Annotated in this window: 12 protein-coding genes; 10 read left to right on the forward strand and 2 right to left on the reverse strand. The window is 37.8% G+C overall.

Annotation, left to right across the window (positions count from 1 at the left end; translation table 11 throughout):
- Positions 1-171 precede the first annotated feature (171 nt).
- The gene (locus ABVM49_RS11115; RefSeq protein ID WP_405201957.1) at positions 172-1,971 is read left to right on the forward strand and encodes a helix-turn-helix domain-containing protein; all 1,800 of its coding nucleotides are present in this window, start codon (positions 172-174) and stop codon (positions 1,969-1,971) included.
- A gap of 76 nt (positions 1,972-2,047) precedes the next feature.
- Here ABVM49_RS11115 and ABVM49_RS11120 read toward each other — a convergent pair whose 3' ends face one another.
- Together ABVM49_RS11120 and ABVM49_RS11125 are read right to left on the reverse strand one after the other, a co-directional pair.
- The gene (locus tag ABVM49_RS11120; protein WP_405201958.1) at positions 2,048-2,746 is read right to left on the reverse strand and encodes a hypothetical protein; all 699 of its coding nucleotides are present in this window, start codon (positions 2,744-2,746) and stop codon (positions 2,048-2,050) included.
- 203 nt (positions 2,747-2,949) lie between these two features.
- Positions 2,950-4,497, reverse strand: coding sequence for a PglZ domain-containing protein (locus ABVM49_RS11125; RefSeq protein ID WP_405201959.1), 1,548 nt, complete (start codon positions 4,495-4,497; stop codon positions 2,950-2,952).
- Between the two features lie 108 nt (positions 4,498-4,605).
- Here ABVM49_RS11125 and ABVM49_RS11130 point away from each other — a divergent pair, with 108 nt between their 5' ends.
- The 9 genes from ABVM49_RS11130 to fabG all read left to right on the forward strand — a co-directional run bounded on the left by ABVM49_RS11130 (position 4,606) and on the right by fabG (position 13,134).
- On the forward strand, positions 4,606-5,829 hold the full coding sequence (locus tag ABVM49_RS11130) for an HD domain-containing protein (RefSeq protein ID WP_405201962.1): 1,224 nt from the start codon (positions 4,606-4,608) through the stop codon (positions 5,827-5,829).
- A 21-nt stretch (positions 5,830-5,850) separates the two neighbouring features.
- Positions 5,851-6,876: a UDP-3-O-(3-hydroxymyristoyl)glucosamine N-acyltransferase gene (lpxD, locus tag ABVM49_RS11135; RefSeq protein ID WP_405201964.1), complete on the forward strand. Its 1,026-nt coding sequence runs from the start codon at positions 5,851-5,853 to the stop codon at positions 6,874-6,876.
- Complete coding sequence (locus ABVM49_RS11140) at positions 6,869-8,275, forward strand: bifunctional UDP-3-O-[3-hydroxymyristoyl] N-acetylglucosamine deacetylase/3-hydroxyacyl-ACP dehydratase (protein WP_021778941.1); 1,407 nt, start codon at positions 6,869-6,871, stop codon at positions 8,273-8,275. Before lpxD ends, ABVM49_RS11140 begins: the two co-directional genes overlap by 8 nt.
- 1 nt (position 8,276) lies before the next feature.
- Positions 8,277-9,059: an acyl-ACP--UDP-N-acetylglucosamine O-acyltransferase gene (gene lpxA, locus ABVM49_RS11145; protein WP_021778942.1), complete on the forward strand. Its 783-nt coding sequence runs from the start codon at positions 8,277-8,279 to the stop codon at positions 9,057-9,059.
- A 192-nt stretch (positions 9,060-9,251) separates the two neighbouring features.
- Positions 9,252-9,818, forward strand: a complete 567-nt coding sequence (gene efp, locus ABVM49_RS11150) for an elongation factor P (protein WP_021778943.1) — start codon at positions 9,252-9,254, stop codon at positions 9,816-9,818.
- Between the two features lie 67 nt (positions 9,819-9,885).
- On the forward strand, positions 9,886-10,821 hold the full coding sequence (locus ABVM49_RS11155; RefSeq protein ID WP_405201967.1) for a UDP-3-O-(3-hydroxymyristoyl)glucosamine N-acyltransferase: 936 nt from the start codon (positions 9,886-9,888) through the stop codon (positions 10,819-10,821).
- On the forward strand, positions 10,821-11,222 hold the full coding sequence (locus ABVM49_RS11160) for a nuclear transport factor 2 family protein (RefSeq protein WP_405201968.1): 402 nt from the start codon (positions 10,821-10,823) through the stop codon (positions 11,220-11,222). Before ABVM49_RS11155 ends, ABVM49_RS11160 begins: the two co-directional genes overlap by 1 nt.
- Positions 11,223-11,296: 74 nt before the next feature.
- On the forward strand, positions 11,297-12,169 hold the full coding sequence (sucD, locus tag ABVM49_RS11165; RefSeq protein WP_021778946.1) for a succinate--CoA ligase subunit alpha: 873 nt from the start codon (positions 11,297-11,299) through the stop codon (positions 12,167-12,169).
- Positions 12,170-12,387: 218 nt separating this feature from the next.
- A complete protein-coding gene (gene fabG, locus ABVM49_RS11170) occupies positions 12,388-13,134 on the forward strand; it encodes a 3-oxoacyl-[acyl-carrier-protein] reductase (protein ID WP_021778947.1) in 747 nt (248 codons plus the stop codon).
- Positions 13,135-13,150 lie beyond the last annotated feature (16 nt).

The raw sequence follows: 13,150 nt of genomic DNA on the forward strand, positions 1-13,150 counted from the left end.
TATAAGTTTTGTATGATCAAAAGGTGGCTAAAAGGATAGTCTACATTCTAAAATCGTAAGAAATTTCGTAAAATTTAAAATGTAATTTCTATTTTTGTCGGCTATTAGTTAGTTTCCCTTATGAAGGTTTACACCTTATATTTCTTTACAATACTTCTTTGCCTACCAGCTTTGGTATCCAGCCAAGACCTACCCTATATCACAGATCAAGAAGTGCCAGATTCTATAGCTTCTATAGACTACTCAGTACTTAGAAAACGGTTTTTTAAATTTTCTAATGATCTACCTGCAAATGTTGATTCGTTAACCGTAGAGCACTATGCTAAGTATCTTATTACTACTGCTCATCAAAAAGATTTAAAAGCCGATTTTGCTAAATTCTATGGTAGCTTAAGCAATTTTAGAGGGGGTGATATTGAGATATTAGATTATGCTATTGATTACACAGTAAATATTAAGTTATCTGATATATATGAGCGACTCTTACTTGATAAGGCAATCTATTATTTTTATAAAGATGATTTTGATCTAGCTTACAGCGCCGCCGAAAAAGCATATAACGTATCTGAAGAATCTCAAAATTTATCTAACAAGTATCTTCTAATGGATATAATGGGAGTATTACTTAGTGATAGCGGTAAATTACCAGAAGGAACAGATTTATTTAAAGAAGTAGAGAAAGGTTATCAATATGATAATATAAAGAAAATACATCCCTACGGCGATGATTCCTATTACAAATCTGCTTTGGTAAATGTTCAATATAGTCTCGCAATAAATTATTTTAAACGGCATATACTAGATAGCGCATCTATATATATAGAAAAAGTACATACTTACGGTATGCAAGAAAATGACAGCAATTATTTGACCAGAAGTATGAGCCTAAGGGGAGGTATAGCCATAAAAAGCGGGGAGTATAAAAAAGGATTGCAACTTACAAATCAATATTTATCTATAAGTAAAAATGCAGATCCCGATGCTTTATCACACTCTTATGCTTTAAAAGGTATTGCTCATAAAGGACTACGGCAGCCTGAAGAGGCGCTCGCTTCATTTCTTAAAACTGATAGTTTACACGAGACTGGTGGTGCAGATTATTTCTTTCAAGAACTTAAAACCACCTACGATTACCTCCTTACACACTACAAAAACACGGGTAATAGCACAAAACAAATTGAGTACCTCAATAAAATGATAACCTATGAAGAGGATTATGGTTCACTTAGTAAAACCATAGGTGATGGTATTGTGGCATCTTATACAATCCCTCAATTACTCTCAGAAAAGGAAGCAGTTATACAAAGTCTTGAGGGTGATAAAAAACAGCGCAACCTTGGTCTTATTTTTTTTATAAGCCTAGGGTTACTTGCCCTATTTTATGCGCTTATTCAATATAGAAAGCGACGTATTTTAAAACAACGTTTTGAAAACTTGCGCGCCATATATAGTGAGTGGGTTGTACAAGAAACAAACCCTGTAAAGGAAGCCGAAGCAACCTTACCTGTTGTAAAAGCTGAGCAAGACGGCCCTTTATCACACATAAAGCCAGCGCAGCTAGAAAAGATACAAGAAGGTCTAGACCGTTTTGAGAAAAAGGCCCTTTTCACTTCTCATAATGTGACGCTTAAGAGCCTTGCTGCACAAATAGGAACAAACGCCTCCTATCTTTCTAAATACATTAATGTAGAAAAATCTGATAATTTTTCTACCTACCTAAGTGATTTACGTGTTAATTATGTGCTTAAGGAGCTGTATGCTTCTCACAAACTACGTTCATATACTGTTGCCGCCATTGCAGAGGAGATAGGTTTTTCTAACGTAAAATCATTTTCTACACACTTTAAGCGTGTGACTGGACTCTCTGTGTCTTATTTTATTAAGAATCTAGAGGGTATTAAAGAGACTGCTGTGAAGAAAAAGGATGATAATGTGATAGACTTTTTAGAGCGAATTAATAAAACGGGGTAACTACGTTTTTATATCTTATAGCATCATAAAAAAACCACAGCCAGAGCTGTGGTTTTTTATTTAAAAAGGAGGGTGTTTAAAACTTCTTAAGTCGATAGCTCAGGTTAAAGTACGGCAATATAATAGAAGCATTAGGTCTTGTGGTCGTACCAAACTCGTGTTGTGTAGAAAAGTATATGCCACCTGTAAAGCTTATGCCATTGCTTTCATAACCTAAAGCCGCATTAGTAGGATACCACGTAAAATTTCCATCTCTTCTAGTAGCTATACTACCAAATTCACCCAGTTCAGGTATATCTAAAAATTGCGTAGTGGCATATCTTGTTCCAGTATTTGCAATACTTGTTCCAAACCTCACGTAAAGGCTCTTGCCTTGTGAGAGCATAAAATGCTTTTCTATATAAAAATTATAATCCATTATTAATCTATATATAGGCTTGTCATAAGTTATTTCCAAATTATTTGGAACGTTTGCTCTCTCGTTATAGACAAAGTTATAACGTAAGGAGTGTGAAAAGTTAAAACTCCAATTTTTTACAAACTCCCACCCCAACTCATAGTTTATGGAGGGACCTATTAACATATCATCAGTATTAAATGATACAGGCGCTAAAGACATAATAAGACCTGGCTCAAGTTCTTTTATAGTTGTTATTCTATATTCTGTACCTATAGAGAAGGAGAACTTTTTTCTTTTGGTTTCTTGTTCTTGAGATAAGCCAAAGACACTATGTAATAATAAAAAGAAAAGAGGGAGGTATTTTGCTTTGAGCATTTTAATTGTTTTATAATTTAAAGATGCTCTTTTCCTAGATGACGTACAAAATGTGTTTACGAAGAATCATAAAAAAGCAGCCTTGTTTTATAAATATTCCTAATAATAATCGAGTTGTCATATCTCATAATAGTATAAAAAAACCACAGCTTTTGGCTGTGGTTTTTTAGTTGAGTTTACGCTTTCGCGAAAGCGTAACAGGTCTATTTAGGTTCCATTACAACAAATGGAATCACCATTTCTTCAAGGCTCACGCCGCCGTGCTGGTAGGTATTTCTGTAATAACTCACGTAGTGGTTAAAGTTATTTGGGTAGGCAAAAAAGAGGTCACTCTTTGCAAAAATATAAGAGCTACTCATATTTATAGAAGGTAAGTGTATGGTGCGCGGGTCTGGTGCTGCGAGTACATCTTTATCTTCATAGGTAAGGCTACGGCCTGTTTTATAACGCAGGTTAAGACTGGTGTTTTTATCACCTATTACCTTAGAAGGATTTTTTACATTAATAGTACCGTGGTCTGTGGTAAGTACCAGCTTCATACCTAGCTCTTGTGCTTGCTGTATCATAGAGAGCAGCGGTGAGTTTTTAAACCAGCTCTCTGTAAGGGAGCGGTATGCCTTATCATTACTAGCTAGCTCTTTTATGACCTCCATCTCGGTTTTAGAGTGCGAGAGCATATCTACAAAGTTATAGACCACCACAGTAAGGTCGTTATCCTTTTGAGATCTAAAGTTGTCTGCTAGCTTTTTACCATTTTTAAGATTAGTAATTTTATGGTATTCCCACTTTACATCTAGGCTTAGTCTCTTAAGTTGCGCCTCAAGAAAGGCCGCCTCGTGCATATTTTTTCCTCCCTCATCTGTATCATCTAGCCATAGATTGGGGTGTTTCTTTTTCATATCTTCTGGCATAAGCCCAGAAAATATGGCATTACGAGCATACTGTGTTGCGGTAGGGAGTATACTGTAGTAAGGCTCTTCTTGTACTTTTTTATAATGGGCAGCAAGGTGTGGCTCAAAAGCCTTCCACTGGTCATAGCGCATATTATCTATCACCACAAAGAGGGTAGGAGTACCCTTTTTAATATGAGGCTGCACCTTGTCCTTAAATAAGGTGTGAGACATTGTAGGAGCATCATAACCGTCAAACCAGTCTGGGTAATTTTTATCTATAAATTTACAAAACTGGTTATTTGCCTCTGTTTTTTGAGACTCTAGAATCTCAAACATCCCGCTATCTTCTATGCCCTCTAGCTCCATCTCCCAGTAAATGAGTTTCTGGTACAGTTCGCTCCACTCTTCAAAACTATTTATCATAGAGAGGTCCATCGCAATTTTTCTAAACTCTTGCTGGTATGAGGATGTTGTTTTCTGGCTTATAAGACGGCTATGGTCAAGGTTTTTCTTTAAGCTTAGTAAGATCTGGTTAGGGTTTACCGGTTTTATAAGGTAGTCTACTATTTTTGAGCCTATGGCTTCTTCCATAATGTACTCTTCTTCACTCTTAGTGATCATCACGACGGGCACATTTTCTCTTTTATTTTTTATCTCATTGAGCGTCTCAAGCCCCGTGAGGCCAGGCATATTCTCATCTAGAAATATGATGTCAAAGTTTTGTTCATCTATCATATCTACTGCCTCTGCACCGTTATCACAGGTGGTCACGCTATAGTTTTTCTTTTCAAGAAAGAGTATGTGTGGTTTCAATAAATCTATTTCGTCGTCTACCCAGAGTATTTGTATGTTGCTCATATATATAGTTAGTTCTTTAGTGGCCTTACCGTTGTATGGTGAAACCTTATATTTGTAAGGAGTACGCTTTCGCGAAAGCGTAAAACAACAGAATTTAAACTTTTTCTATTGCAGTCTTCCAAAGTTACAATTATTAACGACCCTATTTATGGGTTTATTACCATACCAAATGGGGTGCTCTTCGATCTCATACAGCACAAATATTTTCAGCGACTGAGACGTATCACTCAGATGGGACTCTCTTATCTCGTATATCCTGGGGCGCATCACACCAGATTTCAGCACGCTATAGGCTGTCTGGGTGTAATGCAAAAAGCGCTCAAAGTCCTTGTAGACAAAGGTGTTGTCATATCTGAGGCAGAGCAAGAAGCTGTACTTATCGCCATCTTATTACACGATATAGGTCACGGTCCTTTTTCGCACGCGATGGAGCATAGCATTGTAGATGGAGTGAGTCACGAAGATATTTCTACCTTATTTATGGAGGCTCTCAATGAGGAGTTTAACGGAAGTTTAACGCTTGCCATACAGATTTTTGAAGGCTCATATCATCGCTCGTTTTTAAATCAGCTGGTTTCTGGGCAGCTAGATATGGACCGTACAGACTACCTCAAGCGCGATAGCTTTTATACGGGTATGGCAGAGGGTAACATTAATACAGAGCGCATAGTCGCAATGCTCAATGTAAAGGATGACCACCTAGTAGTAGAAGAAAAAGGGGTGTATACGGTAGAGAAGTTTCTCGTGGCGCGACGCCTTATGTACTGGCAAGTGTATTTACATAAAACGGGTATCGTTGCAGAGCAATTGCTTACCAGGGTGCTTAAAAGAGCAAAAGAGCTCTCGCGAGAGGGTGAGATATTACCTTCTAGCAAGGCACTGCAGTTCTTTTTACAAAATCAAATAGATAGCGATACCATAAAAAAGAGCTTAGATACCTTTGCACAGCTTGATGATTATGACATTATTTCGGCAATGAAGGAGTGGTGCTCACATAAGGACTTTGTGCTATCTGAGCTCTCTAAGAGTATCATAAATAGAGACTTATTAAAAGTAAAAATACGTAAGAAGCCTTTTGCACCAGCTAAACTTGAAAAGCAAACGACTACACTTATGGAGCAATATGATATATCTCATCACGAGGCGAGCTACTTTGTGTTTACAGGTACGATATCAAATCAAGCGTATAATTATAAAAAAGGGGGGATTAATATATTATTGAGTAATGGAAAGATTGTAGATGTTGTAAAGGCTAGTGACCAGCTTAGTTTAAAATCGCTTACTAAAGAAGTAGTTAAAAACTATCTGTGTTACCCAAAACCTAAACGTTAATTTTTCCTATTTTTGTGCTTTATGAAATTTACCGCAACCCAAATCGCAGGCATACTAGAAGGGACCGTAGAAGGTAACCCAGAAGTAGAGGTCTCTAAGCTCGCCAAAATAGAAGAAGGAACCCCTGGTTCTCTTACTTTTCTGGCAAACCCTAAGTATACATCATACATCTACTCAACAGAGGCTAGTATTGCCATTGTGGGTAATGATTTTGTGGCAGATCAAGAAGTTAAGCCTACACTCATACGTGTAGAAGATGCTTATAAGTCTTTCTCAAAATTATTAGAATATTATAACCAAGTAAAACTAAGTAAGTCTGGTATAGAACAACCTTGTTTTATATCTGATACGGCTAGTTATGGTGAAGGGCTATATCTAGGTGCATTTTCTTATTTAGGAGATAACGTGCGTATAGGTGATAATGTAAAGATTTATCCTAACGTTTATATAGGTGATAATGTAACCATAGGTGATAACTGCGTGCTTTTTGCAGGGTCTAAGGTATACTCAGACAGTGTGATAGGTAATACGGTTTATATACACAGTGGTGCTATAGTAGGCGCAGATGGATTTGGCTTTACGCCAAATGAAAAAGGGGAGTATAGTAAAGTACCACAAACAGGTAATGTAATTATAGAAGATCACGTAGATATAGGTGCTGGTACTACTATAGATCGTGCTACACTAGGATCTACTATTATAAGAAGAGGAGTAAAACTAGATAACCAAATACAGATTGCACATAACGTAGAGATAGGTGCACACACCGCTATTGCTGCTCAAACAGGAATTGCAGGTTCTACTAAGATAGGTAAGCACTGTCTTATAGGTGGGCAAGTAGGTATCTCTGGTCACCTCACCATAGGTGATAAAGTGCGCATACAAGCACAATCTGGTATAGGAAGAAATATAAAAGATGGTGAAGTGCTGCAAGGCTCTCCGTCATTTAACTACGCAGACTGGAACCGCTCTTATGTACATTTTAAAAATTTACCAAAAATTGTACAAGCGGTAAACAAACTAGAAAAACAACAAAACAATGGGTAACGCTAAAGCACAACAACGTACGATAGCAAAAGAAGTAAGCCTTACAGGAGTAGGTTTACACACTGGTGCAAATGTAAAAATGACATTTAAGCCAGCGCCAGAAAATCACGGATATAAGTTTAAACGTATAGACCTTGAGGGGGAACCTATTCTCAATGCAGATGCCTCTCTCGTTACAAATACTCAAAGAGGTACAAACCTTGAAAAAGGTGGAGTGGCTATACAAACTACAGAGCACGTTCTTGCTGCTTGTGTAGGTCTAGAGATAGATAACCTGCTTATCGAGCTAGACGCATCTGAGCCGCCTATTATGGATGGATCGTCAAAGTTTTTTGTAGAAGCACTAGAAGAAGCAGGTATACAAGAGCAGGATGCAGCACGTGATGAGTATATAGTAAAGGAGGTCATCACTTATAGAGATGAAGAAACGGGAAGTGAGATTATCCTTATGCCATCAGACGAGTATCAGGTAACTACAATGGTAGACTTTGGTACAAAGGTGCTAGGTACTCAAAATGCAAGTATACAGCACATCTCAGAGTTTAAGGAAGAGATATCAGATAGTAGAACCTTTAGTTTTCTACACGAGATAGAGATGCTACTTGAGCACGGTCTTATAAAAGGAGGTGATCTTAACAATGCGATTGTATATGTAGATAAGGAATTATCGCCTAGTACAATGGAAAAGTTACGTGTAGCCTTTAATAAAGATCACATTTCGGTAAAACCTAACGGTATTTTAGACAACCTTACTTTGCATCACGCAAACGAGGCAGCACGTCATAAATTACTTGATGTAATAGGTGACCTTGCACTTGCAGGTACCCGTATACGTGGTAAAGTTATAGCAAATAAACCTGGGCATTTTGTAAACACACAGTTTGCAAAGAAGCTACAGAAAATCATAAAAAATGAGCGTCGTAACTATGTGCCAGATGTAGACTTACACGCAGCGCCAGTAAAGGATATTAATCAAATTATGGAGATGTTACCACACAGACCTCCATTCTTACTGGTAGATAAAATTCTAGAACTTACAGAAGAGCACGTAATAGGTATAAAAAATGTCACGATGAATGAACCATTCTTCGTAGGGCATTTTCCTGGTGCACCTGTAATGCCAGGAGTACTTCAAATTGAGGCAATGGCACAAACAGGAGGTATACTGGTACTTAGTACAGTGCCAGATCCAGAAAACTATCTTACATATTTACTTAAAATAGATAACGTAAGATATAAACATCAAGTGGTGCCGGGTGATACGCTTATTTTTAAGCTAGACCTTATGGCGCCTATACGTAGAGGAATTTGCCAGATGCAAGCACGAGCTTATGCAAATGGAAAATTAGTGTCGGAGGCAGAAATAATGGCTCAGATCGTTAAAGTAAAAAATAACTAATATGAATCAGCCATTAGCATATGTGCACCCGGGTGCAAAAATTGCAAAGAATGTAGTGATAGAGCCTTTTACAACTATACATAATAATGTTGTAATAGGTGAGGGAAGCTGGATAGGTTCTAACGTAACTATTATGGAGGGAGCTCGTATAGGGAAGAACGTAAGTATCTTTCCGGGAGCAGTAATCTCGGCAGTACCGCAAGATAAAAAGTTTAATGACGAAGATACTGTTACCATTATAGGTGATAACACCACGATACGTGAGTGTGTTACAATAAACCGTGGCACATCAGACCGTATGAAAACTCAAGTAGGTAACAACTGCTGGATTATGGCATACTGTCACATAGCACACGATTGTATCGTGGGCGATAACTGTATTTTTTCAAACAATAGTACGCTAGCAGGACACATTACCGTAGGTGATTATGTGGTTCTTGCAGGTATGGCTGCCATACAGCAATTTTGTACCATAGGGAGTCACGCCTTTGTAACCGGTGGATCGCTAGTACGTAAGGATGTACCGCCATTTGTAAAAGCAGGTCGTGAGCCATTAAGTTATGTAGGTATAAACTCTATAGGACTACGTAGACGTGGTTTTACAACAGAAAAGATAAGAGAGATACAAGATATCTTCCGTATACTATACCAAAAGAATTATAACAACTCACAAGCGGTCACTATTATAGAAGCAGAGATGGAGGCAACTCAAGAGCGTGATGAGATCTTACAGTTTATAAAGAATTCTCAACGCGGTATTATGAAGGGGTACTTTAGCTCTTAATAGCTATGTTTACGCTTTCGCGAAAGCGGAATATAAACCATATCAAATAATCTCTAGCTTTAGGCGCGGGGTGACAGAATAATAAACAAGAGGGGAGAGTGGTAATCTTTTCCTATTTTCGCGAAAGCGTTATTTAACAACAATATCAATATGAGTATCTCGAGCTAAGAGGTAGTCGATTAATTTTAATTTATGGCAACAACATCAGATATCCGTAACGGTCTTTGTTTACACTACAATAATGACATCTATAAAATTGTAGAATTTTTACACGTAAAACCTGGTAAAGGTCCAGCTTTTGTACGTACAAAAATGAAGAGCGTGACAACTGGAAAAGTGTTAGATAACACATTTTCGGCAGGACATAAAATAGACGAAGTACGTGTAGAAACTCACAAATTTCAGTTTTTATACAATGATGGAGAAGGGTATCACTTTATGAATACCGAAGATTATACACAGATTGCATTACAAGAAACAGCGCTAGATCGTTCTGATTTATTAAAAGAAGGTGAAGTAGTAACTGTACTTATTAACTCTGAAGACAACTCTCCACTCTCTGTAGATATGCCAGCCTCTGTTGTGCTTGAAGTGACACATACTGAGCCTGGAGTAAAAGGAAATACAGCTACAAATGCGACAAAACCTGCAACAGTAGAGACAGGAGCAGAGGTAAATGTACCTTTATTTATAAATGAAGGAGATAAGATCAAGATCGAGACTGTAAAAGGTACGTATAAGGAGCGTGTTAAAGAATAAATAATACTAGCTAACTAATTATAAAAATCCCGCAATTTGGCGGGATTTTCTTATTATATTCGTAATCGTGAAATTTCAAAAACAACATACACTTCAAGAAATCGCCAGTCTCATAGACGCCACTTTTGTGGGTGATGCATCATTTCCAGTACTTGGTATGAATGAGATACACGTCGTTGAGGCGGGAGACATCGTTTTTGTAGATCATCCTAAGTATTATGATAAAGCGCTTAACAGTGCTGCTACGGTAATACTTATTAATAAAGAGGTAGATTGTCCAGAAGGCAAAGGACTACTTATCTCTGATGATCCTTTTAGAGATTTTAATAAACTTACTACGCATTTTAAACCTTTTGAGAGTGCAGGAGCCAGTGTTGCCACAACAGCATCAATAGGTGAGGGAACGGTTATACAACCTAATGCCTTTATAGGTAATCACGTTACAATAGGAAAAAATTGCACCATACACTCTAACGTAAGTCTTTACGATCATACGGTAATAGGTGATAATGTGACTATACACGCTGGGAGTATACTAGGAGCAGATGCTTTTTATTATAAAAAACGACCAGAAGGTTTTGATAAACTTAAATCTGGTGGTCGCGTGGTTATAAAAGATAATGTAGATATAGGCGCTGCCTGTACTATAGATAAAGGCGTTACGGGAGACACTACTGTAGGTGCTGGTACTAAAATAGATAACCAGGTGCACATAGGTCACGATACGGTTATAGGAGAGAAGGTTTTAATAGCCTCTCAGACAGGTATAGCTGGTTGTGTAGTTATAGAGGATGAAGTGACATTGTGGGGTCAGGTAGGTGTAACCAGTGGTATAACCGTAGGTGGTAAAGCCGTGATCTCTGCACAAAGTGGCGTAAGTAAGTCACTAGAAGGTGGTAAAAGTTATTTTGGATCTCCAGCAGGAGATTTTAGAACAAAATATAAAGAACTTGCGGCATTGCGCCAGGTTCAAGAATTATTAGATAAATTAAATAAGCAATAATGGCTAAGAGTAAGAAGAAGATCGTGCGAGAGTTTTATGAGTCAGATTTTTTTAATGACACCTCTAACCTTGATAAGTATATGCATCCAGAAATGGAACTTTACTGGAATGCAAAAACTGGATACAATCATATGGACATCCAGGCTGTAAAGGATATGGCAACAGAGGCTGCTAAGTCTTTTGATGCAGTGCGACCTCATATTACACACCTTATGTCTGATGGTGATAATGTCGTAATACGTTTTACATATCACGTAACTACTATAGAGACACCAGAGGTAGAAGAGCCTATTGCACACTTTATGGCTATATGGGAACTTAAGGACGGATTAATGTACCGTGGTTACCAGATGACCCAGCCTATAGAAGAAGATAAAGAGGCTATGAAGTCTTGGAAGTAAAATTCATTAATATTTTACTTGAGAATACTTAATCAAACTGCTATTTTTGCAGAGCAAAATTTTAAAACAAACTGATGAGCGTTTTAGTAAATAAAGATTCAAAAATAATTGTTCAAGGATTTACAGGTAGCGAGGGAACTTTCCACGCGGGCCAGATGATCGACTATGGAACAAATGTAGTAGGTGGAGTTACTCCAGGTAAAGGAGGACAAGTACACCTAGATAAGCCTGTTTTTAACACAGTACAAGAAGCTGTAGAAAAAGTAGGAGCAGACACAACTATTATTTTTGTACCGCCAGCATTTGCTGCAGATGCAATTATGGAAGCTGCAGATGCAGGTATCAAAGTAATTATAACAATTACAGAAGGTATCCCTGTTGCAGATATGATTAAAGCATCAGACTATATCGCTACAAAAGAGTGTCGCCTTATAGGACCTAACTGTCCAGGTGTAATCACTCCAGGAGAAGCAAAAGTAGGTATTATGCCAGGTTTTGTTTTTAAAGAAGGAAAAGTAGGTATCGTTTCAAAATCTGGAACACTTACTTATGAAGCTGCAGACCAGGTTGTAAAACAAGGTCTTGGTATCACAACAGCTATCGGTATAGGTGGTGACCCAATTATCGGGACAACTACAAAAGAAGCTGTAGAGTTACTTATAAATGACCCAGCAACAGAAGCTGTCGTAATGATAGGTGAGATAGGTGGTCAACTAGAAGGTGATGCTGCAAAGTGGTATAAAGAAAGCGGAAGCAAGAAACCAGTTATAGGATTTATAGCCGGAGAGACTGCACCAGCAGGACGTACAATGGGGCACGCAGGTGCAATTGTAGGTGGATCTGATGATACAGCTCAAGCTAAAAAAGCAATTATGAGAGAATGTGGAATACACGTAGTAGATTCTCCAGCAGAAATAGGTAAGAAAGTAGCAGAAGTTTTAGGCTAGTATTTTATCTAATAACTATAAAAAAAACCTCTCAAGTATCGAGAGGTTTTTTTGTGCTTTATGGTTATCGTAATTCTTATATTTGATATAGAAAATTAAGTTGCGTATTGCGCTTTCGCGAAAGCATAAAAAGACATCTTTCATACCTAATTAGTTAGGTATGTAATTGATAAGAAGTAATACTAACGAATAAACAGCCAACAGACACAATATTTATAATGAAATTACTAGAGGGAAAAACAGCCATTATTACAGGTGCTAGCCGTGGTATAGGAAAAGGAATAGCAGAGGTTTTTGCACAACACGGGGCAAATGTAGCTTTTACATACAGCTCATCATCTGCCGCGGCAGATGAGCTTGAGAAAAGCTTAGAAGGAACTGGCGTAAAGGTAAAAGGATATAAAAGCAACGCTGCAGATTTTGAGCAGGCACAAGAACTTGTAAAAAATGTACTTGAAGATTTTGGCGCGATTGATATCTTGATAAACAACGCAGGTATCACAAAAGATAATCTCCTTATGCGTATGTCTGAAGAAGATTTTGATAAAGTGATAGAAGTAAACCTTAAGTCTATTTTTAATATGACTAAGGCTGTACAACGCACAATGCTTAAGGCTCGTAAGGGAAGTATCATAAATATGAGCTCTGTAGTAGGAGTAAAAGGAAATGCTGGGCAGGCAAACTATGCAGCATCAAAGGCAGGTATGATAGGTTTTTCAAAATCTATGGCTCTAGAGCTAGGTTCTCGTAACATACGTACTAACGTGATTGCACCAGGATTTATCGAGACAGAAATGACAGGTAAGCTAGATGAGGCTACTGTTGCATCGTGGAGAGATGCTATACCGCTTAAACGTGGTGGTAGCCCAGAAGATATTGCAAACGCTTGTGTATTTTTAGCAAGTGATATGAGTGCCTATATCACAGGTCAAGTGATTAATGTAGATGGAGGGATGCTTACCTAAAACGAGGTAAAACTCA

Source organism: Dokdonia sp. LLG6352-1, from assembly GCF_045055815.1.
Taxonomy (GTDB): Bacteria; Bacteroidota; Bacteroidia; order Flavobacteriales; family Flavobacteriaceae; genus Dokdonia; species Dokdonia donghaensis.